This is a genomic window from Nostoc sp. DedQUE07 (assembly GCF_034530975.2).
In the GTDB taxonomy this organism is placed as follows: Bacteria; Cyanobacteriota; Cyanobacteriia; order Cyanobacteriales; family Nostocaceae; genus Nostoc.
Genome location: NZ_JAVRCC020000047.1, coordinates 26,814 through 48,909, shown reverse-complemented (window position 1 = coordinate 48,909; position 22,096 = coordinate 26,814). Strand labels below are relative to the sequence as shown.

Below are 22,096 nucleotides of genomic sequence, written 5' to 3'. Positions count from 1 at the left end.
TTCGTAATTAAAGATATGGCTAATGATAATAATAAACTTTCGGTTTTACTTGTAGATGATGAAGAACGCTTTCGTCAAGGGTTACGTACTCTCCTAAATTTTTATAGTATTAATTCTGCGTTACCTGTAGAAGTTATTGGCGATGCAGATTCTGTTGAGCAGGTTTTAAAGTTTACAACTCAGAAGTGTCCAGATTTAATTTTGCTGGATATGCAATTGAAAGGATGTGATGGAATTACAGTTCTGGCACGTCTTAAAGAAGCTGCTTACAGTGGCAAAATTTTAGTATTGTCGGCTCATCAAGAAGACGACTGGATTTTTAGAGCGATGCAGGGAGGAGCCGCAGGTTATGTGTTTAAAAATCGTGTGGCAACCCAATTATGTGAAGCTATTGACACTGTAACTAGGTCAGAAATTTATCTACCTTCAGAAGTTGCTAGTCGATTTTTCCGGTTTTTTCAAGCTTATTCAGATTCTTGTGTAAAAGCATGTCATGAGGTGCATTTAACTGAAAGAGAGCAAGAGGTTTTATATTGGTTAACTCAAGGTGCTTCTAATGAAGAAATCGCTAAACATTTATATGTAACAGTTGCTACTGTTAAGGCGCATCTCACCAGTATTTTTGAAAAATTGAAGGTTACTAGCCGGACTCAAGCGATTGTGACTGCCCTCAAGCTAGGATTAGTTCATGCTTGAGCGCGACTGAAATAGTCGGCGCAATTCACGAAACTTTTTGTATATGGCTTCATTTGAATCTTTTTATCAAGAATACCCCTGCTCGTACAATTCTCCCTTAAGTTGCGATCGCCCCTTCCAAACGGCGCAGCAAATCAAGGGTGCTAAGTTTTGCTTGGAATGTGGTTTTCCAGCGACTTTACCACAGGAGGGTGAGATTAAAGGAAGTCAGGGAACTTATCAAATAACTAGTTTTGTCGGTGTGCGGGGTTTAGGCCGCTTATACTCAGGTGTTCAACTTAAAGACAAACAACCTGTAATCATCAAAGAATATTTGCTCCCCAATCGTTCTTTTAATGAAAGTGAGACTCAAAAGCGAAAAGAGACTTTTAAACGTGTAGGTGGGATAAGTTTAGCCGATAGTCGAATTCAAAACTTCCGTCTGGTGGAAACGAAAGAAGCGATCGCAGATGAAAAAGGAGAACGCTGTTATTTAATTACTCAAGGCATAGAGTCATCCCAAACTTTAGGTAAATATCTCATAGAAAAGGGAGCAATGACATCTCTTGAGGTGCGTGAAGTCTTAAATCAAGGTTTACAAACTCTCCAGTTTCTCCACACTCAAAAGCTACGTTTTCCCTCCAATCAAACACAACTGGGTATTACTCACGGTAATATCAATTTAGATAGTACTTTAATTAAAGTAGAAAATAATCAAAAATTTTCTATATATTTTTGTGATTTAGCTATCTGGGAAAACTTATTTATCCCACCGATTATTCCTCAACCTGCTGCCGCCAGACCTGAGCAAGATTTGGAATCATTAGGATTATTAGCCTTTTATTTATGGGTAGGTCGGACAACTAATTTTTCATCTAACCAGCCTCTCGACCCTAGAGATAATCAACAATGGCCGGATACCGATAGCAATTTAAAGCAATTTATTTATCGTTTAATTGGGCTGGAAACTCCCTTTGAAAGTGCAGAAGCGGCTCGTAAAGCACTACTAGAACTTCCTCAAGAAGATCGTGCTAAAAATTCAAATTCAGTGCGATCGCCAGGTTCTCAAGAACTAAAAAAGCCTTTGCCAACGCCCTTAATCTTGTTATTAATCCTATTTCTATTACTACTTGGCGGGGGAATTTGGTATTGGCTTTGGGGTAGGAAGACAGATAATCCTAATCAATATATCCAATGGTCTAGACTTGTGCGGAATTTTTCCGAAGTCCCTAACGTTCCTTCTGGACAATTTACTTATACAGGAGAAAAAGATAGTACATGGAGTTTTGTTTTAACGCAATTAGTGGACAACAGCCGTTTAGGAGATTTATTGACCAGACCAAAGCCAGATGCAACAGCAACATTTGACTATAAATCTGTTTTGTCATCAAATATAAATAATCCGATTAAAAGTATCGAAGAAGTTCAAACAAACAAGAAAGATTTTGCCGTTACTAGTTTGGTAGACAATATTACAGATAAACTTGCGAAAAAACCAGTAGCCTATGATGGTTTACTTGTTTTTGTCGCATTTAATAAAAGAGACTCAAATCTTGCCAATGCTCTTGGGGGACAAATCAATCTTGAGCAATTGCGTCAAATTTATACAGGCAAAATTACTAATTGGCAGCAGATTAATCCTAAACTTCCAAATCTGCCTGTGAAACCTTTTGCCCCAACTGAACCGGAAGCAATCAGTAAATTTCAACAAATAGTTCTGCAAAATGCTCCTCAAGACGAAGCTTTATTTGCAGCGAAAGTTACTAAACTTGATACAACAAAAACCCAAAACCTGATACGCAGTGAAACTTTAGATGGGCGAACTACTGGTATTATCAGTTTTGGGATTATCAGTAAAACTTCGAGTCAGTGTACTGGCTATCCTTTAGCGATCGCAGATGCTAAAAAGTCCGCTATTCAACCTCTGTTTCAAAAGCGCGATCGCCGCTCAATTAATCCCTCAGATGATTTGTGTCAACATGATGATTATTATGTTGATGTCACAACTTTCCAAAGCTACCCCTTGGGATACCCTATTTTTGTGGTGTACCCTAAAGACAGCAATCGCCTACCTGGTGGTTCTACATTTGCCCAGATGCTAACTACTCGTCAGGGTCAGTGTTTACTTAGTAAAGTAGGTCTTGTAGCTTTACAACCTATGCCTGATGATATAAAGTCTTATGCCTGCAAATCGGTGCCCTAATCCTAGTTGCGAATATTTTAACCGCGCCCTGCCGAACAATGCTAAGGTTTGTCCCTGGTGTTCTACCCCTGTGGGTAATGTAGTTTCTTCTACACCACAACCACCTAGTCAACCTCCACCTATTCAACAACAGCCTAGTCAACCACCTGTTCAGTATCAGCGGCCGCCTACAGACCAACCTAACTACCAAGCTCCCCAACAAGCCCCAATAGATTATTCAACAGTCTATCAGCCACGAGTTTCCTATCAACCAACACCACCTGTTTATACCCCTCCACCTCAAAGAGCGCCAGCCTTAAAGCTGATTCATAGCACTGGCAGAGAATTTCACCTCATTGGGGAAGGAGGTTATATTGGTCGCCGCAGTCAGAGTCCAGGAATAGCGCCGCCAGAAATTGACTTGACCGGCATTCCCAGTGAGGGAATAGTCTCACGTCGTCATGCGCGAGTCGATTGGGACTGGTCGCAAAATTCCTATATGATTGTTGATATGAGTACAAATGGTATTTATTTAAACAACAATCCTTTAACTCCTGGGATGCAGTATCGCCTACTGAACGGCGATTCCCTGCGATTTGGTCAGGATAATCTAGTTAATTTCACTGTATATGTTGTGTAGTAAAAACCTGATTTATAACTTTAAATTAACAAGACTTGGGGCTTAACAACAAGCTTAAGCCCTTTGTTAAAGGTAGACAAATTTTTGGGCTAAATAATTTAGTAAACCTGCTGTTGACGACTCATTTTTACCTTCTTACAGCGATTTTCAGGTAAATGAACCACAAATAGGCCTCACTTCCATTCCTCTCTCCTAAAAGGAGAGAGGCTTTGATTTTCTCCCCAACGCTAGTAGGGAAGGGGCTGGGGGTTAGGTCTCATAATTGTGGTCTAAATACATGAAAACTGCTGTAAATCCATAATTCGGTCATTAGCCATTTTCGGTTATTCACGGACAATGGACAAATGACAGTGGACAAAGGACGAAGGACAAAGGAAAAATGAGCAATGTATTTCGGGAATTTCTGCAAAAAGTAGGCAGCGGAAACCACACATCTAAGAATTTAACTCGTATTGAAGCAGCCACCGCTACTAAAATGATGCTGCTGGGTGAAGCGACACCAGCCCAAATTGGAGCCTTTTTGATTGCTCACCGAATCAAGCGTCCTACGGGAGAAGAGTTAGCCGGAATGTTGGATGCTTATGAGGAACTAGGGCCAAAACTGCAACCCATAGCCTCTGGGCGACCAGCGATCGCTCTTGGCATCCCTTATGATGGTAGGACACGTACAGCACCAATTAGTCCCGTCACAGCTTTACTACTCGCCGCAGTGGGACAACCAGTGGTAATGCATGGTGGCGATCGCCTACCCACGAAGTACGGCTTACCTCTGATAAATATTTGGCAGGGTTTAGGAGTCGATTGGACTACTTTACCCCTAGCCCAAACTCAACAAGTGTTTGAGCAAACGGGAATCGGCTTTATTTATCTACCTCAGCATTTTCCCTTAACTACAAGTCTTTGGGAGTACCGCGACCAACTTGGCAAACGTCCGCCGTTGGCGACAATGGAGCTAATTTGGTGTCCTTATGCTGGGGATGCTCACGTAATTGCTGGGTTTGTCCATCCACCGACAGAAGGGATGTTTCAGATAGCTCTAGGACTGCGAGGAGTGACAAAATTTACATTAGTCAAAGGATTGGAAGGTAGTTGCGACTTACCGCGCGATCGCACTGCAATCATCAGCTTATCTTCATCCGTAGCACCCCAAGAGGTAGAACGATTGCACCTCGTACCGCGCGATTACGGCTTTACTACCAAGAACGTACCCCTTGGAACTACTGAAGAACTGGTGGCGGATATTCAAGAGGTTTTGGCAGGTAAACCAGGTGAATTGATGCAAACAGCCTTGTGGAATGGCGGATTTTATCTATGGCGCAGTGGTATTTGTTCAGATATGGCAGAGGGTTTAGCTAAAGCAGAAGAATTATTAACCAATGGTGTAGTAGCAGCTAAACTCCAAGAACTGAGCCAGGTAGTAAATTCAGTATCAGCAGATATACCTTTTAGGGTGTCAACGACTTCTCCAAAATAGATTTTTGTTCCAACCAATCTTTACCTACTTGGATACTGATATCCGATGCAAGGTTGCCAGTGCTTTCCACCCGCACTTCTCCAAATCCCAAAGTGCCGCGAATTGACTCGGCACTGTCACCATCTCCCTGTTGGGCGACAATATGAGTTACATCTAGAGGTTCACCCCATGCCTTGGCCACATAGATATTGCGATATCCAGATTTTTCTAAGGCTCTAATTAACGGTTGCAGGTTAGAGCGATCGCCACCTGTACTATCTTGAATTGCTACACGCAAAGAGCGGGGGTTAGTTGTAGTTGCCAGCTGTTCCTGTTCTGACTCCAAACCAAAGTGTTGAGCCATCAGTTTCGCAATTCCATCTTTGTTGGGCAACCAATAGCTAGCATCAAATTCATTCTTTTCGCTAAAGCGACCTGGCAGCATTAACATTTGCATATTAGAGCGATTTGTCCGCACCCCAAAACCCATTAGCGCTACTAACTCTTCAACCGTCAAGTTAGTATCAATGTGGTCTTTCACGACATCAAGAACTTTCGGTAATTGAGCAACAGTAGCCGGGTTGAGTGTTTGCTCCATCAAAGCACGCATGACCATTTGCTGGCGCTGAATCCGACCAATATCACCGAGTTCGTCATGGCGAAAACGCAGTAATTGCAATGTTTGCTCGCCATTGAGGTGCTGCTTACCAGCCTTCAAATTGATGTACAAATGCTGAGAATCATCTTGATATTTCATATCTTTAGGAACGTAGACAGTCACGCCACCCAAAGCATCAATTAGCTTGGCAACTCCCAAAACGTTAATTCGGACATAGCGATCGATTCCTGCTCCTCCTAAGAGATTACTAACAGTTCTGGCAGTCAAAGCTGGCCCACCGTCAACATTGGCAGCATTAATTTTTTTCACTCCATACCCCTCTATTTCCGTGCGGGTATCTCTGGGAATGGAGAGCATATTTATTTTTTTCGTCTCTGGATCGAATTTGACCAAGAGCATCACATCAGAAAGACCATCAAAAGAGTTGACTTGGGGCAGGTATTTGAGATTTTTGGTATCTTCAGGAGGGTTTTGGATATCTGGGGGAAGTACGCTCATTCCCATCACCAAAAGATTCACTGGACGAGTTAATTCTGAAAATCGCAGCACACCTCCAGAAATGCGATCGCTATCAAAGGCCGCCTCATCCTTTGGAGTTAGCTGCGCTTGTTGCAAAGGCGTACTCGTCAAAGACACTGCTAAAAGCGCCCCCGCAGTTGCTGATACCATCGCAATACCACCCATACCTACCCAAAACCACAGCCACCGCCCTGATGTTGAGCTTTGGGGAATTTTTTTATTGGATTTTGAGGCTTTTCCCGACTGGTTTTCTTCCGCCGAACTTCTTTGAATGGTCACAGACTTCCTCACACTTACTCACTAATCAAATTCAGTAATTTTGCAGACTAAAAACACCTAAACAAATTAACCCATAATAGCTAACTCTTAATTATCGGTGCTAACTTTTTTAATGTAGTGTCAACCACAACACTTATAGCAGCATTTATTCTTTTTTTGGGACAACCTGGAGATGTTTTACTGAAGTATGGCAATAATAAACTGGATTTGACTAGATATATAAAGAAATCAGCCAGAAATTTTCCAAAATTCAGTAAAAACACCGACAATTTATCGCCTTAAAAAATTAAGATAAATACTTGCCAAGCACTCGTTCAGCTAAATTACTAAACCCTGGTAAACGACTAGATTTGCCCTGCATTAGGCGCAAAATCAACCAAATACTTACTAAAAAGTAACCTGACGTGAGAAAGCTATTGAGGATAAATAGACGTAGCGGAAAAAAATCTGAAGTTGCTGCCCCGGTAGCCAATAATAGATAACTCAACAACCAAGTAAGTGCCAAAGTAATAGACAGACGACTAATAGCAAGTTGTTCCCGATTACCCTGGCCTCGATAGAGCGTCCACAAGGATGGAAAAAAGCCGACGATCGGAACTAAATGTAAAAGCAACTGTGTTTTAGGCATTGGGTACTGGGGATTGGGTACTGGAGATTGGGAATTGGAAGAAGACAAAAAAGAGACTTCTGGAATAATTCTTCCTTGTCCTCCTTGTCCCTCTTCTTCCCCCAGTCCCCAGTCCCCAGTCCTCAGTCCCCAGTCCCTATTGTCTTTCGGTTCAAAATTCTTCATTGGGGTTAATCTAACTCCTAAACTAGAAGGATGAATAAGATTCATATAGTTAGAGATAATAAGCTGTAAGGAAAAATTTCATTTAGTTCTATTCCGCAATCAGCTCAAAATGCAGACACGTAAGCTACTCGACTGGTGGCAAACATTTACTCCAATAGCGCGAATCGGGGCGATCGCGCTATTTGCTCCGCTGCTAGTTATCAATGGTTGGGCAATTTCGGTATTTTTCAATTATTTCCATTCTCTCATAGTCATTTTAGTCGGAGCCTCAGTGCTAGCATTTCTGCTCAACTACCCCGTGAGCTGGATGGAGCATCATGGTGCTAAGAGAGAGCAAGTTGCTATTTTAGTATTTCTCTTGGCTTTATCGATTTTATTGGCGTTGGGTGTGACACTTTTTCCCTTGGCTCTTACCCAAGCTGAACAACTGGTGGCTCGTTTGCCAGAGCTGATCGACTCTGGACGCTCTCAGTTAATGATATTAAACGAAAAAGCTGAGACTTTTGGCTTACCGATTAACCTCGATGCTCTGGTAGTGCAAATCAACGATCGCGTCAAAGGACAATTACAAGCGATCGCCGGACAAGTTTTAAATCTAGCTGTACTGACAGTTACTAGTCTGCTAGATATTCTCTTGACGATGGTTTTGACTTTTTATCTTTTACAGCATGGGGGTGAACTCTGGGAAAGTTTAGTTGAATGGCTACCTAATAAATTTCGCGAGCCTTTCTCTAAAACAGTCCGCCTAAGTTTCCAAAATTTCTTCATCACCCAGTTGATTTTATCTACCTGTATGGCTTCAGCCCTTATTCCTACCTTTTTGTGGCTGAAAGTGCCGTTTGGATTGTTATTCGGACTAACTATTGGACTGATGGCTCTCGTTCCCTTTGGCGGTTCTGTAGGCATCGCCCTGACTACACTGTTGGTAGCGTTGCAAGATTTTTCAATGGGTGTGAGAGTGTTGATCGCAGCGGTAATTGTACAGCAAATTCTCGAAAACTTAATTGCCCCCCGAATTTTAGGCAGTTTTACCGGTTTAAATCCAGTTTGGATTTTAATTTCGGTCTTAACAGGGGCAAGAATTGGCGGACTGTTAGGTGTAATTGTGGCAGTACCTACAGCTGTTGTGATTAAGACTGCTTTAAGTGCCTTGCGTCCTGGTACTGGGACAAATGACAGCGCCATTGGGGAGATAACTGCATCCGTTCCAGGAAATGAGTCCTCGAAAGCCGACGACAACAAAACTTTGAGCATTTCTGAAGCAACATTGCCTTAATACAAGAAGGCAGGAGCAGGAAGTGTATCATCAATTATTTATCAGGAACGGTAAGGGACAAGGGAAAGGGTAAAAAGCTATTGCTTCTATGGTGGGAGACTATTATTAACCTTTTTCCCTTTACCCCTCTTATTTCTTAAATTCTGTTGCAAGCGATTGTTTAATATCAAAATTTTCTAAATACTGTGAAAAGTCAGCTTTTGCCACAAGAAATGAATGCCAGTTGGTGTTTCGCTTCAATATTCTAAATAGCTTTTAAGCTTTTAAATAAATCTAACTTTCAGAATCATTATCTAATTTAGAATTTAGGAAAGGAAACTACTTTGCAAAAAGTGCTTTTAAATTGCAGCAGGAGTGAAATTGCTAAGTTCTACACTTGCCGATCGATACCATCTCCCTGAATAATCACCTGGGAACGTGACTGAATTAATTCCCGAATTTGTGGACTTAATTCACGCCTAGAGATTACAGCTTGAAATGAACTCTGCAAGAATTGCTATTTGCTGAGTAAATTGGGATATAGATGCGGAAAATTTTTCTGGGTAAACTTGACCAGCAAATGGTAATGAAAAACTATTATCAAGATTTTTTAATTCGTGATTGGGTGAAAAGCGATCGCACAAGAGCCGCCGAAGTCATCAGTTATGTATTATCAGAATACGGTCTGGCTTGGGAACCCAAGGGTGCTGACCAAGATGTGCTGCGAGTTGAGGAATGTTATTTAGCTACTGGGGGAGAGTTTTGGGTAATTGAACACCAAAGTCAGTTAGTAGGTACTGGAGCATACTACCCCATACACCGAGGTGAAAAAGCTGTAGAAATCCGCAAAATGTATCTTTTACCCAGCATTAGGGGTTTAGGATTAGGGAAATATTTGTTACAACAGCTAGAAGCAGCGATCGCAAAGCGTGGTTTTCAACAAATTTGGATTGAAACCGCCAGTGTTTTGGTGGAAGCAGTCAAGCTGTATGAAAACAATGGCTACACTCCAGCAACAGGAGTGGAAACAACAAGGTGCGATCGCGTGTATGTTAAGTCATTGATCAATAGTCATTAGTCATTAGTCATTAGTCATTAGTCATTAGCTAAAAACAAACGACAAAGGACAAATGACAAAGGATAAATGACAAATGACAAATGACAAAGGACAATTTTAAATGCACGCTTGGATTAAAAATCTCACAGGCTTACTCAATCTTTTTCTTCAATCCCATTGCCCTCTATGTCAACGCGCAACTTCCCAAGAATTCTGTCAAAACTGCACCAGACAACTGCAAAAATGTCAACGTAAAGACCCGATTTCTCTATGGCAAGAGCCTATACCAGTGTTTGGCTGGGGGGAATATGGTGGGCCAGTGAAACGAGCGATCGCAGCGATGAAATACGAAAATCAACCCCAAATCGCTCGTCCTTTGGGTCAATGGTTAGGGGAAGCATGGTTGTTAAATTCACCGAAGCGAGATAGCCAGCCTGTAGTAGTTCCTATCCCACTTCACGCTAGTAAACAAAAACAACGTAAATACAATCAAGCCGCACTGATAGCACAAAGTTTCTGCGAAATAACTGGATTAAAATTGAAACTAAATGGTTTAGCAAGAGTGCGAGAAACTGAAGCGCAGTTTGGTTTGTCGGTATCTAAACGAGAAAAAAACTTGAACCAAGCTTTTGCTATTGGGCAAGAATTTCGCCATCGTCCTCCAAATGTTCCAGTGCTGTTAGTGGACGACATTTATACTACTGGTGCTACTGCCAGGTCTGCTGTGCAAACACTTCGTCAGTATGGAATTGTGGTCTTAGGATTAGTAGCTGTAGCCACTGCCGTCAAAGACGGATAAATTAAGAAGCAATAGGCAAGCTTTGACGGATAAGTACATAAATTGACCTAATTACCCTATTTTTGTAGAAAAATTGCTTTAAATGTATGAATAAAGTTTTTGCGGCAGGTTTAAAACAACTCGTCATCATTCCTGCCACATTGCTGGCAATAGGCATTAGTACTAGTGCAGCTTTTGCTCAAAATAAATTGTATAGTCCAATTCCTTTATCTAACAGTACTGAAATTGACGATCGCCTTTCAGACAAAGATATTCCCACAGGTCAAGGTGGGTTTGCCCGTGATTACACTGTGAAGTTGCAGAAGGGCGACAATTTAGCAGTTGACCTGTCATCGGAAAACTTTGACAGCATCATCACACTGCTAGCACCTGATGGTTCGACTTTGGCAGAAAATGATGATGGCCCTGATGGTAGTAGCAATTCCTTACTCTTTACTCGCATCGTAGAGACAGGGAATTATGTTATTCGTGTCCGGTCTTTTGGGGAAACTGGGGTTGGGGCTTTTAAACTCAAAGTGACAAAGTTGCAACCGATTAAATAAAGTTAGGAGTTTGGAGTTTGATTTTTAACTCCTCACTTTTGACTCCTCACTCCTAACTTCCTACAGTCAGTACGCAGAGAAATAAGGCTTCAGTCCACTCAACGACTGCGCCGTAAGTATCTCCAGTGTGTCCACCTAATTTGTGGTTGAACCATGCACCAGTTAAAGTAGCGATCGCACTTCCAGCAATTATCATTGCCAGTGCGAGAAATAGTTGCTGTCTATTTATCAGCCAAAGTAAACCACTCAAACTAAACAACAATAATAATCCCGGTAACAAATCTTTGTAAGAACGAATGGCTTGTTTGTGAAATGCGCCTTTACCAGTTGCTTTCAGATAAGGGTATCGGGCGATCGCTAGCTGTTGTCCCCAACGTCCCCAGCCACAAGCAGCCATCAGCAACAACCAACGGTTTTCTGGCATATCTGTCAAAGCTGTTATTTTCAGTAGCACCAAGGCGATCGCAGCCATTGCTCCAAAGGCTCCTGTAGCACTATCTGCCATCACCTCCAGTCGCCGATCTCGGTCGCCCACTGCTAAACCATCGGCAGTATCCATTGCCCCATCTAAGTGCAATCCTCCAGTTATGGCAATCCAAACACTTACTACTAAAGCACTACGAGTTAACACGGGCATCCCCAGATAATCCATCCCCGTATCCAGAAACCCTAAAATTCCCCCAATCATTACTCCGACAAGCGAAGCAAGACGTGCTACTCTTTGAAAGTCCAATCCGTTCAAATACGGTAACGGAATACTTGTGTAAAATATAATACTAGCTGCCAGCTTTAACAGCAGCTTTTTCCACCACTGTTGCTGTTTCGTCATCTGAATTACATTAATTTTTGGTAAATTGCTGGATAATAGTCATAATTTCGGTAGAACCGACATCAGTAGACTTTAAAACTTTAAATAAGATTTACTTCTATTAAACATTCTCGTTGAAAATTTTGTTATGCTGGTCTAAGTGGTAAACAAATATTTTTGAGTATTTTTTTATACAAAAACGACTAACTTAGGAAGTTAAAATTCCATCAAGGAGCAAAATTTCTGTTTTGTATTCGTTAACTAAAAACTTACTCCAAATTATTAGACGATTGCCCCATAAAATTGATATTTTTTTAAATGTAGGGAGTAAAGAAGCTATTCAATTATGACAGTTTAGCTATGTTGTTGCTCTCCTTAGCTCAATCGCAATTTTCCTATGAGTCATCATCTACCCGACACCAGGATACCAGCTCCGTGCATTATTAACACGGGCATCATTGTGAATAAGCTCGACATCCGGCGATTGCTGGCAGATTTAGGTCGAGTCCACTACATCTACACCCAAGAAGATAAGGTACTGAGCGAGGGTGAAGGGGATGTGATGGAAGTTTTTGCCAATCCGCAAAGGTCTACCTTAGTGGCTAACCGCGCGCTATATCTGAATGTTTGTAGTTTTGATTATTTAGAACTAAAACAGTCGTCGCAACAAGAAACCTACTTCGATTTGATGCAAGAAGGATTGTGTCTGCGGTTAATTCCCCGCTCGACACCTTTACAAGAGCGACGAGAGCGAAGCTTCAATGTCAGCGCTATAGAAGCGATGATGGAACAAGTACTCTCAGCCAAGTGGGATGCAGAAATTGACGATGACTGTTCTGATTCTTTCTAAATAACAATTATTTAGAGTATATACTTGTAAAGTTGGTAACTAGGTTAATAATGAATGCTTAAGTGTTCGCTAAAACTCAACTACCAATCTTGATGTTTGTCCATAATTTAGCCAAATAATATGAATTTTGCCCTAATACCATTTGGTTTTATGGCTGCTAGTATCGCAAGGCAAAAGCCAAAAGTCAAAAAGCTTTCATTTTGGATTTTCTGGCTGTAATGAAATGGTAGGTTTAGTTCTGCTCCGTTGTACTAGTTATGGATTTTTGAAACTCTTTACCGATTAGTGTTTCACAATCCAAAATCGTTCGACTGAGCGCAGCCGAAGTCTAAAATCTAAAATTCCAAATGGCATGAGTGCGAATTTTTCTTTTCAATGTCTTGCTTGCTGTAGTCAGACAAAAGCTAGAGCAGGAGTGTTTTTCACCCCTCACGGTCTTGTAGAAACCCCCAGATTTATGCCAGTAGGAACGCTGGCTAATGTCAAAACTATTACTCCATCTCAACTCCGAGAGACTGGGGCGCAAATGATCTTATCCAATACTTATCATCTTCACCTACAACCAGGAGAAGCGATCGTGGCTGGAGGTGGTGGGTTGCATAAATTTATGGGGTGGAACGGGCCAATGCTCACAGATTCAGGTGGGTTTCAGGTCTTTAGCTTAAGCGAGATGCGAAAAATTACTGAAGAAGGCGTAACTTTTCGCTCGCCCCATGATGGACAAATTATTAATTTAACACCAGAGCGCTCCATTGAGATTCAAAATACTTTGGGGGCAGATGTGATTATGGCCTTTGATGAGTGTCCGCCTTACCCAGCGACTCGCCAAGAAGTAGAAACTGCAACTGAGCGCACTTACCGCTGGTTAGAACGCTGCATAACGGCTCATCAACGCAGCGATCAGGCTTTGTTTGGGATTGTGCAAGGGGGCGTGTATTTGGATTTGCGTTGCCGTGCGGCGGAAGCTTTGGCTAAGTTGGATTTGCCGGGATATGCCATTGGTGGCGTGAGTGTGGGAGAACCGCCAGAATTGATGGCTGAGATTGTCAAAGTAACAGCACCACTTTTACCCCCCGAAAAGCCGCGTTACTTGATGGGTGTGGGAACTTATCGGGAAATGGCGATCGCGATCGCATCTGGTATAGATTTATTTGATTGCGTCATTCCCACTCGCTGGGCAAGACATGGTACAGCGATAGTCCAAGGCGGACGCTGGAATTTAAAAAATGCTAAGTTTCGTGAAGATTTTACGCCATTAGATGAAACTTGTCCTTGCTACAGTTGTCAAAATTTTAGCCGTGCTTACATATCTCATTTAGTGCGATCGCAGGAAATTTTGGCTTATACCTTGTTGAGCATTCACAACATTACCGAACTAATTCGCTTTACGCAAAAAATTCGAGAAGCAATATTGAGCGATCGCTTCACCACAGAATTTGGCCACTGGCTCAACGAAGAAAGTCGAGATGAAGAGTGGGGAGTGGAAGAACAGGGTATTAATGACAAATGACAAATGACAAATGACCAATGACCAATGACCAAACCATGTTAAGATACTTCTCAATTATGAAAGCTGTGTTGGATAGGTGGATTTAAACAAACATGGAAGCAGCACTTTTATTAGCAAAACTGCCAGAAGCTTACCAAATCTTCGATCCTTTGGTAGACGTTCTCCCAGTTATCCCGGTATTCTTCTTGTTGCTTGCTTTCGTTTGGCAAGCAGCTGTGGGATTTAGATAAGTTAATCTATTGTTCAATTTATAGGACAGGTAGACTACCTGTCCTATTTTTTTGCAGTGTCGTATTTGATAAAATTAATATTTATTAATATTTTGCAATAAATTATTATAATAAATAAGATATTAATCAAGCTATGTCAATATGAAGCCTTGAAAGCCAAGCTTACAGTCAAGGAGGAATCAGTTATGGGTAATATCAAATTCGTTAAAGAAAATAAAGAAGTAGTGGCAGCAGATGGTGCTAATCTCCGGCTCAAGGCGATACAAAATGACATTGATATATATACATTTATTGGTAAAATGACCAATTGCGGTGGTAATGGTCAATGTGGTACTTGCGTTGTCGAGATAGTCGAAGGACTAGAAAATCTTTCTTTGCGCACAGAAGTAGAAAACCGGAAATTCAAGAAAAAGCCAGAAAATTATCGCCTTGCCTGTCAAACTTTAGTGAATGGCTCAGTCAGCGTAGTCACGAAGCCTTAAGTTCTCAAATCTGTCATGTATCCAGTCAGTAGTCAAAATACTTACCAAAATTGAGTTTTCTCTCTACGAGACGCTACGCAGACATTTTGAATACTTCAACAAGCTCAGTACAAGTTTTGAATTTTGAATTGGTATAACTCTGTCATCGATAATGCTATCCTAATGTTGTTGACTGGAAATTTAAGAGAGGTTTTCTTGCCATGCAAGTTAATGACCTGGGGTTCATAGCGAGCATTTTGTTCGTACTAGTCCCCGCCGTGTTTTTACTAATTCTTTACATCCAAACTGCTAGCCGCGAAGGTGGAAAAGATAGTTAAGAGTTTGTGTATAAAATAAATAACCCCTGCGCCAATAGTGTAGGGGTTTTTATTTATCAACTATCCATTTAGTGCTGTTAGCGTAGCCTATGCTGAGTGCCCAATAGTAAAGACAATAAAAATCTTACTCCTTTACTATTTTATTACAACAATTATTATACTCAGCACTGTTTACTTTAAGAAGCGATTGTCCGCGCCAACAATACCGGACAAGTGGCATTGACTCGAACATAGTCAGACAAGGAAGATCCGATAAGTCGATCGATATCAACAAAACTCTTAGCGATCGATGGCCGACGATCTGGAGAACCGAGCAATAATAAGTCTATATTCAACTCTTCAGCCAACCGACAAATTTCTTCACCAGGTTTGCCACTGCTGATATAAGAACGAGATTGGATGCCTTGTTTTTCAGCTTCTGCAACAGCGGCTGCTAAAACTGGATTTTGAGCTGGGTTAACCTTGGTTATTTCCGATTTTTTACCGCCGAAATCTGTACTAATATTTGCCAAAATTAATTCGCCACCTGGAATATCTCGCAGTAAAAACAATGCCAATTTCAAGCAATTTTTTGCTGAATCAGAGTTATCTATTGCCACCATAATTCGCTTAATTCTTTTAACATAAATGTCATCTTTTACCAGCAACATGGGGCGAGAAGATAACTGGAAAACATACTGACTGACTGAGTTTGATAAAATCGATTGCAGCCGCTTCAGTCCGCGCGAACCCATAATAATCAAGTCAGCATCGATTTCATCAGCGACCTGGCAAACTACATCTTTGGGATCGCCTTCACGTAAAATTGAAGAAACTTGGCTAGGATCTAAGTTCAAGGTTTGAATGGCATTCGCCAGAATTTTACCCCCATTTTCCCATTTAGTTGTCATGGTAGCAGCAGCATTTTGTGCTTGAACAACATGCAAAATTGTAACTTTTGCAGATTGAATTGAAGGGATTTCTTTCAGGGTTTTGAGCATTTCTTCTGCGTGTCCCAATCCCGATACAGCCAGCAAAATTCTTCTGATCATTTTACGTAATTTTTGTGAAGTTTACTTTTGTTTTCGCTGTTGGTACTTGGCTCTGGTCGGATTTTCACCACTTTGCTTGACAACCTAGTTAGGAAGTTGGCACAAATAAACTTTGTTTTTTAGTATTTAACACTCAAATAAATGACAAAGGAGAAAAAACTAAACAAATATTTAACTTTATTTGCACTTAGTACTTCAACTCTAAACTAGGCTTCAACTATTCAGCATACTCTTAATTTAGTCTAATGAACTTAATAAATTATGATGTTAGTTATTATTTTTAATCTATGTTTACTTTTGTTAATTATAGATAAGTTAAGTATTGCAAATAAATGCCAAAATAACTCTATAGGAAAATTGATTTAGTATAACCTTTAACAGGCGATCGCTTCCCACTTAATATAGTCTACGCTCCTTTTGAGTTTCCCATATTCTCTAGCTTTTTAAACCTTTTGCAGTTTTAGTAACTCAGATAAGATTGCTATATCGGAACACCCGCAAAATGTGGGATAACAAGCTCCGAATTCAGATATTCTAATAGTCGAAATTATATTTAATACTATATTGAAACCCCCCAGATTCTATTTGGAGGGTTTGTTTGATTACTTGTGAGATTTGCTTAACTTGGATGTGCCCCTGGTTGTCCGTTTTGGACTATAAACGAAGCTAAGGTTTTGACTGAAGCATTCAAGTCAACGATGCTTGATACAACACGATAGTCGCTTTGCCAGCGTTTTGGAGTCAGGTTGCAGCGGACGTATCCTCGGTAAGCACCGTCAAAGAACTTAGTATGGGGATTATTAGTTAGGGCAGCTTGAGATGGAGCGATGAATGAGGTGGGAAAGTCAGAGGTGATTGAAGTTCCTACGAACTCAGTGCCTACAGTCGGCGAGTTTGGGTTATTAAAGTCAAGCTTTAGGTCGTGTACCCAACTAGAATGAATATCTCCAGTAATTACCACTGGATTAGAGGGTTGGCGCTGGTTGAGAAAACTCAAAAGCCGATTACGCGCAGCCACATAACCGTCCCACTGATCCACATTGAAGACACCAACACCTGGATTACTATTGAAATTGTACTCGGCTAGCATGGTCTGTTGAGCAATCACATTCCAGCGCGATCGCGATTGGTCTAACCCTTTTCGTAGCCACTGTTCTTGCTTTGAGCCGGCCATGGTAGCATTTGTATCAAAAGCTTGGGAACAGCGAGGCTTAAGTCCATCATCACAAGGTTGGTTAGTGCGATACTGCCTCGTGTCTAGCACATTGAACTCAGCTAAATTACCGAAAGTCAACCGCCGATAAAGCAGCGCGTCTGGGCCCTTGGGCAATGAAGACTGACGTAAGGGCATGTGTTCGTAGTAAGCCTGGTAAGCATTAGCTCGCCGTTTTCTAAAAGCCTCTTGGGTTTGGTTGTCTTCAGGGGTTAAGTTGGCGTAGTTGTTGTCAACTTCATGATCGTCCCAAGTCACAATCCAGGGAAAAGCCGCATGAGCAGCTTGCAGATTCGGGTCAGTTTTGTACAAAGCGTGGCGATCGCGATAGTCTTTAAGAGTGATAATTTCTGGACTATTATGCTGGCGCGGCCCACCAGATTGTGGCCCGTATTCGTAGATGTAGTCACCCAGATGAACCACAAGGTCGAGATTTTCCTCAGCTAAATGCCGATAAGCTGTATAGTAGCCATTTTGCCAATCTTGACAGGAGACAAAAGCAAAGTTCAGTTGTTGGGTATAGCTATAAAATGCTGGTGCTGTACGAGTCCGTCCAATGGGGCTAACTTCCCTACCTGCTTGAAATTGATACCAATACCAATGGTCAGGGTTTAGCCCACGGACATCAACGTGGACTGAGTGCGCTAACTCTGGTGTTGCTAGTACTGTTCCTCGCCGCACAACCTGTTTCATGTTTTCATCAAGGGCAACTTGCCACCGCACTGGAACATTTACCAGTGGCATTCCGCCTCCAGAGAGTGGATTTGGAGCCAGTCGTGTCCAGATAACAACACCATCCGGCAAAGGATCGCCAGATGCAACACCAAGACTGAACGGATAGCTAGAAAACCTTGAGTTAGCCAATACCGGATGCCATTGGCTAGCGATTGTTAACCCCGTTAAAAATCCTGCACCCAACAAAAAATTCCGCCTTCTGCACCGATTTGCTAGGAGGCGTGTGCTATCAATAAGTTCCATATTCACCCCTATTCAGATGTAAATACAGTTGGCATTTAGGAAGGTCAGTTGTGAAAAGCACAAATAATGGCTTGATTTGACTTGTTTCCTAATTGCTGCTCAACCAAACACAAGGAACTTAGCAAACCAGGATCAAGCAGAAATTAAGATTTTGTTAAGTTTAAATTTGAATTAGGGAATTGGCACTGGGAGAATTTTGTGGGGAATTTAAACCCACCACCTAAATAGTAAATAATTTATGACAGTTAACAATACAATTTTGGGAGCGATTGAAAGAGTTAAGCAATTGCTAGCTTATGGAAAATTTGAACAAAAAATTGATGCCCTTCTAGATGCTTTTGAGTATGGGGAAGCTGGCTTAGACTTGATTATTCAAGCTTTAGAGAACTCAGAAGTTGATGTTCAAGAAGCAGCTTATTGGCTACTTCTTGAAAGTGCAGAGCCAAGAGCTAAACTGGCATTACAGGCATACAACCCCTATTTATTTTTTGAGTATCTTTTTACTATTGAAAGGTATACCGATAAAGTTCGCAGGATAGCTTGTGTAGATATAAGCCAAGAGTTGCAAACCTTAGTTACTTGTAATTATAAAAACATAATTCAAGTGTGGAATATGCAAACACAACAAGTAATATGCACATTCCAGTCAGAAGCAACGAAGGAATTCGATCAAATCGCGATCGCACCCAACAATCGCGTTTTAGGACTTTGGTATTGTCTTGATTTGGCTGAGGTGTGGGATTTAAAAATAGGGCAGAAGATTTTCACTACAAATATCCAGTCGGAGGAATTTTGGAAAGTTTCTTTTAGCCCAGATGGTCAAACTTTTGTAAGTACTCGTGATGGCTATGAACTAACATTTTGGGATGTTAATGAACAAAAGATAACACCTTCTATTTTTATCCCCGAAAATATTCATCGCCGTTATCCCATTTACTCAAATTCGCAAATATTAGTGACTGAAGAACAAGGCTTTGACCAAAACTATGAAATATGGGATTGGCAAACCCAACAAGTAATTTGCACCTTAAGTCTTTCAGGGTATATGCCTGTAATTACTGTCAGCCGCGATCGACGTTTTTTACTTAGTGGTAGTCGAGAAAATGGAATTATCAAAGTGTGGAATATTCGGACAGGACATGAACTTTGTAGTTTCACAAGTCATTCATCGTCAATTACTGGTCTTGCAATTAGCTCAGATGGACAGAAACTATTTGTTTGGAGTGGAGACAGCACCGTTGAGGTGTGGGAAATTTAATTTTTCACGGTGATTTCAGATAGTTTTACTTCAAAATTCCGAATTACACTGTATAAATTACGAATTATTTAAAACCTGCCATTTCCCTGAACAATGTGCTTAACGGTGGTCAAGGTTTCCAGGCTGATAAATCCCCGACGATGACCTTTTTGATTAGACATACCAAGAAACACAGAATCTCCCCGCGAAGGGTTGCGGGAAAAACGCGGGGAAGTATTGATGTAGGTAGAGGCACTGTTAACTCCCAACGCAAACTGCCGACTTTCCTGGTAAGATTCAGTCACGATAGAGTCGGCATGACCACTGCTGTATTCATTAATCCAGGCGATCGCACCCTCTAAGCTATCCACCAGTTTAAAAGCTACTGTCCTCGTTAAATAAGGGTTTCCCCATTCGCCTTCTTTTACCAGCTGCAACTGAGGAAAGGATTGGACTAGTTCTGCATCTCCTTTAATTTCAAAGCCTTTTTCCATCAAGCTGTTCCACAAGACTGCTAAAGATGATGGCAAGGCTTGACGATGAATTAGTACTTTTTCAATGGCGTTGACTTGATCGGGTTCACTTTGATGACTATTAAGAATCATCCAGCGCACCATTTCTAAGCTGCTATTCAGCGACCAGTAGAGGTAACAGTTACCCATCGCCGACTTTAAAACTGGGCAAGTTGCCTGTCGGACTACCTGCTGCACTAAGCTAGAACGTCCGTAGGGAATAACTAAATTCACGTACTGGTCTTGAGTAACTAGATCCCGAACTGAAGCCCCATGTTCTGCTGTAATCAGTTCTAGACAGCCAGGAGCTAGGCCAACTTCTGCGATCGCATTTTGCAGTACCTCAGCGATGACCGCGTTGGAATGGCTAGCTTCGGTACTGCCTTTGAGAATTATACAATTACCAGTTTTGATACAAAAACCCGCTGCGATCGCCCCTAAATCGGGAAACGCCTCATAAATAAATCCAATCACTCCCAAGGGCATTAATTGGGTATAACTCTGGGAATCTTCCAGTTGATAATCAGCAGTTCTGACGCGTCGCAGCGGATCTGATAATTCCCCCAACCGTTGTAAAATGTCCACTGTCATCTCTAGCCTTGTGGGAGTCAGCTTCAGCCAGTCCAATATCAATTCAGGCACTGCCATTTCCCGACTAGCCTCTAAATCCAAGGTATTGGCTTCTAGAATGTCGTCAAATGAGCGCTCAATCGCCTTTGCCATTGCCAATACTGCACGACTTCGGTCTGCTCCCTTTGTGAGCGCCAACTTTAGGGAAGCTTGATAGGCTCGTTGGGCACTAGTAATCGGTTCGGGGTGGTCATACAATTCAACAGTCATTGAGTTAACGTCTGTAGGTAAGCCAAACCATTAGTGCTGGTAAGATAGCCAATAGCACCGCCACCATTGCCCAAGCAATAATGCTGGAACCATTTGCCAATCGCAGTGCTAATGGCAGCCATATAATCACTAGCACGAAAATAATCCCCAGCGCTATAGGCAAATAGCTTTCTCCCAAGCGGGGATGGACAACATGCCAACTATTTCCCATCCAACGCCAAGCCCGTTTGTAGGGATAGGTGGTGGAAAGCTGTTCTAGGACATGACCATTATCTTCTACAACAAAGATTTGCTGACAGCGATCGCAACCAAATGCTTCTGTCAGCGTAATCGGAATTAACTGACCCCGGCGACGACAGGGACAGGGGTATTCGGTATTGAAATCGATTTTTTCGGGTTTTTGAGATTGCACAAGCGTTCTAATAACTTGAGCGTGTTTTACACGAACTACGAGAATATAATGCCTTGGTAAACACCTTAAAGGCTTCTGTCTTTATATACATAAAAAGGTGATGCAAACATTGCCTTGATTACCAACAGTAGATGCAGCTAACTTTAAGTATCCTACTAATTGCCACAGTACGGAGTTATCTATTTTTAATCTTTCCCCGTAGTTGGCGATCTTGTTTAAAAATTTCCTTCTCTTCATCTGTCGCTTTCAAGGTAATGTGGTTGCGTTTTTGGGGATTTATTATGCGCATAAGTGGCGACCACTCCTAAAGCCAATCCTTTGGGAAGGCTAGGCTCGTAAACAACACGCATTAACAAACCCGCTAATTTCCCTTTGGGTCACTATATATTACAATCAGTTATCAAGGTTAGATCGGGATTGTCTCCAATCTCTATGCCTTGGAGTTCACAGGCGTTTCCAGAGCAGAAACTGCTAAAACATATTTAGTGTCTAACTCTTTGTCCAAATATATAGATTGTGGCTAATTTTAACCGATCTGTCCACATTTGGAGCAGTTTACAAGAGTGCAGAGGTAATCTACGAACACTTCAACGCACCCTAAAAACACTAAACCTCTTGGAATTGTTAAATTCAAGAGGTTTTAGTTGGAAGCGGGTAACGCGATTCGAACGCGCGACATTCACCTTGGCAAGGTGACGCTCTACCACTGAGCTATACCCGCGATCATCACCCAAATACCAATATCTCAGATTTATCTGTAATTGTCAACCCCTTAATTTAGTCATTGGTCATTGGTCATTAGTCATTAGTCATTGGTCATTGGTCATTGGTCATTGGTCATTGGTCATTGGTCATTAGTCATT

General features: G+C 41.6%; 21 protein-coding genes and 1 tRNA gene. 14 read left to right on the top strand and 8 right to left on the bottom strand.

All coding sequences use genetic code 11. The features are described from left to right. Positions 1-15 precede the first annotated feature (15 nt). From RMZ95_RS26550 to RMZ95_RS26535, 4 genes are all read left to right on the top strand, one after another. Positions 16-696: a response regulator transcription factor gene (locus tag RMZ95_RS26550; protein WP_322686412.1), complete on the top strand. Its 681-nt coding sequence runs from the start codon at positions 16-18 to the stop codon at positions 694-696. A gap of 43 nt (positions 697-739) precedes the next feature. Continuing rightward, the gene (locus RMZ95_RS26545) at positions 740-2,878 is read left to right on the top strand and encodes a substrate-binding domain-containing protein (protein ID WP_322686413.1); all 2,139 of its coding nucleotides are present in this window, start codon (positions 740-742) and stop codon (positions 2,876-2,878) included. Then, entirely contained in the window at positions 2,856-3,497 is a 642-nt protein-coding gene (locus RMZ95_RS26540; protein WP_322670322.1) for an FHA domain-containing protein, read from the top strand. Before RMZ95_RS26545 ends, RMZ95_RS26540 begins: the two co-directional genes overlap by 23 nt. Positions 3,498-3,876: 379 nt before the next feature. Next, entirely contained in the window at positions 3,877-4,971 is a 1,095-nt protein-coding gene (locus tag RMZ95_RS26535; RefSeq protein WP_322686414.1) for an anthranilate phosphoribosyltransferase family protein, read from the top strand. On the opposite strand, the gene RMZ95_RS26530 is transcribed toward RMZ95_RS26535, so the two are convergent. Beyond that, positions 4,943-6,367: an LCP family protein gene (locus RMZ95_RS26530; protein WP_322670320.1), complete on the bottom strand. Its 1,425-nt coding sequence runs from the start codon at positions 6,365-6,367 to the stop codon at positions 4,943-4,945. The genes RMZ95_RS26535 and RMZ95_RS26530 overlap by 29 nt on opposite strands. Before the next feature lie 286 nt (positions 6,368-6,653). After that, complete coding sequence (locus RMZ95_RS26525) at positions 6,654-6,995, bottom strand: hypothetical protein (RefSeq protein ID WP_322686624.1); 342 nt, start codon at positions 6,993-6,995, stop codon at positions 6,654-6,656. 274 nt (positions 6,996-7,269) lie between these two features. Here RMZ95_RS26525 and RMZ95_RS26520 point away from each other — a divergent pair, with 274 nt between their 5' ends. The 4 genes from RMZ95_RS26520 (at position 7,270) to RMZ95_RS26505 (ending at position 10,813) form a co-directional block, all read left to right on the top strand. Further along, on the top strand, positions 7,270-8,436 hold the full coding sequence (locus RMZ95_RS26520) for an AI-2E family transporter (RefSeq protein WP_322670319.1): 1,167 nt from the start codon (positions 7,270-7,272) through the stop codon (positions 8,434-8,436). A 565-nt stretch (positions 8,437-9,001) separates the two neighbouring features. Next, positions 9,002-9,493, top strand: a complete 492-nt coding sequence (locus tag RMZ95_RS26515) for a GNAT family N-acetyltransferase (protein WP_322670368.1) — start codon at positions 9,002-9,004, stop codon at positions 9,491-9,493. Positions 9,494-9,593: 100 nt separating this feature from the next. Then, positions 9,594-10,271: a ComF family protein gene (locus RMZ95_RS26510; RefSeq protein ID WP_322670318.1), complete on the top strand. Its 678-nt coding sequence runs from the start codon at positions 9,594-9,596 to the stop codon at positions 10,269-10,271. An 86-nt stretch (positions 10,272-10,357) separates the two neighbouring features. Next, positions 10,358-10,813, top strand: a complete 456-nt coding sequence (locus RMZ95_RS26505) for a PPC domain-containing protein (protein WP_322670317.1) — start codon at positions 10,358-10,360, stop codon at positions 10,811-10,813. A 52-nt stretch (positions 10,814-10,865) separates the two neighbouring features. Here RMZ95_RS26505 and cobS read toward each other — a convergent pair whose 3' ends face one another. Then, a complete protein-coding gene (cobS, locus tag RMZ95_RS26500) occupies positions 10,866-11,642 on the bottom strand; it encodes an adenosylcobinamide-GDP ribazoletransferase (RefSeq protein WP_322686415.1) in 777 nt (258 codons plus the stop codon). Between the two features lie 376 nt (positions 11,643-12,018). Between cobS and RMZ95_RS26495 the strand changes: the two genes are divergently transcribed. The 5 genes from RMZ95_RS26495 to psbM all read left to right on the top strand — a co-directional run bounded on the left by RMZ95_RS26495 (position 12,019) and on the right by psbM (position 15,010). Next, positions 12,019-12,471 (top strand): hypothetical protein, encoded by a 453-nt coding sequence (locus RMZ95_RS26495; RefSeq protein WP_322662022.1) that lies wholly within the window; start codon positions 12,019-12,021, stop codon positions 12,469-12,471. Positions 12,472-12,823: 352 nt separating this feature from the next. Then, the gene (gene tgt / locus RMZ95_RS26490) at positions 12,824-13,981 is read left to right on the top strand and encodes a tRNA guanosine(34) transglycosylase Tgt (protein ID WP_322686416.1); all 1,158 of its coding nucleotides are present in this window, start codon (positions 12,824-12,826) and stop codon (positions 13,979-13,981) included. 92 nt (positions 13,982-14,073) lie between these two features. After that, on the top strand, positions 14,074-14,211 hold the full coding sequence (locus tag RMZ95_RS26485) for a photosystem II reaction center protein K (RefSeq protein WP_006195022.1): 138 nt from the start codon (positions 14,074-14,076) through the stop codon (positions 14,209-14,211). A 185-nt stretch (positions 14,212-14,396) separates the two neighbouring features. Next, positions 14,397-14,693 (top strand): 2Fe-2S iron-sulfur cluster-binding protein, encoded by a 297-nt coding sequence (locus RMZ95_RS26480; protein WP_322686417.1) that lies wholly within the window; start codon positions 14,397-14,399, stop codon positions 14,691-14,693. Positions 14,694-14,893: 200 nt separating this feature from the next. Then, positions 14,894-15,010, top strand: coding sequence for a photosystem II reaction center protein PsbM (gene psbM, locus RMZ95_RS26475; RefSeq protein ID WP_084227279.1), 117 nt, complete (start codon positions 14,894-14,896; stop codon positions 15,008-15,010). A gap of 176 nt (positions 15,011-15,186) precedes the next feature. Here the strand turns inward: psbM and RMZ95_RS26470 are convergent, their stop codons facing one another. Then, a complete protein-coding gene (locus RMZ95_RS26470; RefSeq protein WP_322670314.1) occupies positions 15,187-16,041 on the bottom strand; it encodes a universal stress protein in 855 nt (284 codons plus the stop codon). Positions 16,042-16,660: 619 nt separating this feature from the next. After that, positions 16,661-18,232 carry an alkaline phosphatase gene (locus RMZ95_RS26465; RefSeq protein WP_322670313.1) on the bottom strand — a complete coding sequence of 524 codons (1,572 nt, stop codon included), beginning with the start codon at positions 18,230-18,232 and terminating at the stop codon, positions 16,661-16,663. 238 nt (positions 18,233-18,470) lie between these two features. Between RMZ95_RS26465 and RMZ95_RS26460 the strand changes: the two genes are divergently transcribed. Further along, positions 18,471-19,490, top strand: a complete 1,020-nt coding sequence (locus RMZ95_RS26460; protein ID WP_322686418.1) for a hypothetical protein — start codon at positions 18,471-18,473, stop codon at positions 19,488-19,490. Between the two features lie 68 nt (positions 19,491-19,558). On the opposite strand, the gene RMZ95_RS26455 is transcribed toward RMZ95_RS26460, so the two are convergent. From RMZ95_RS26455 to RMZ95_RS26445, 3 genes are all read right to left on the bottom strand, one after another. Next, positions 19,559-20,821 (bottom strand): glutamate-5-semialdehyde dehydrogenase, encoded by a 1,263-nt coding sequence (locus RMZ95_RS26455; RefSeq protein ID WP_322686419.1) that lies wholly within the window; start codon positions 20,819-20,821, stop codon positions 19,559-19,561. 4 nt (positions 20,822-20,825) lie between these two features. After that, entirely contained in the window at positions 20,826-21,233 is a 408-nt protein-coding gene (locus RMZ95_RS26450) for a hypothetical protein (protein ID WP_094348002.1), read from the bottom strand. A 649-nt stretch (positions 21,234-21,882) separates the two neighbouring features. Then, positions 21,883-21,954: transfer RNA gene (locus RMZ95_RS26445), tRNA-Gly, on the bottom strand. Positions 21,955-22,096: the final 142 nt, after the last annotated feature.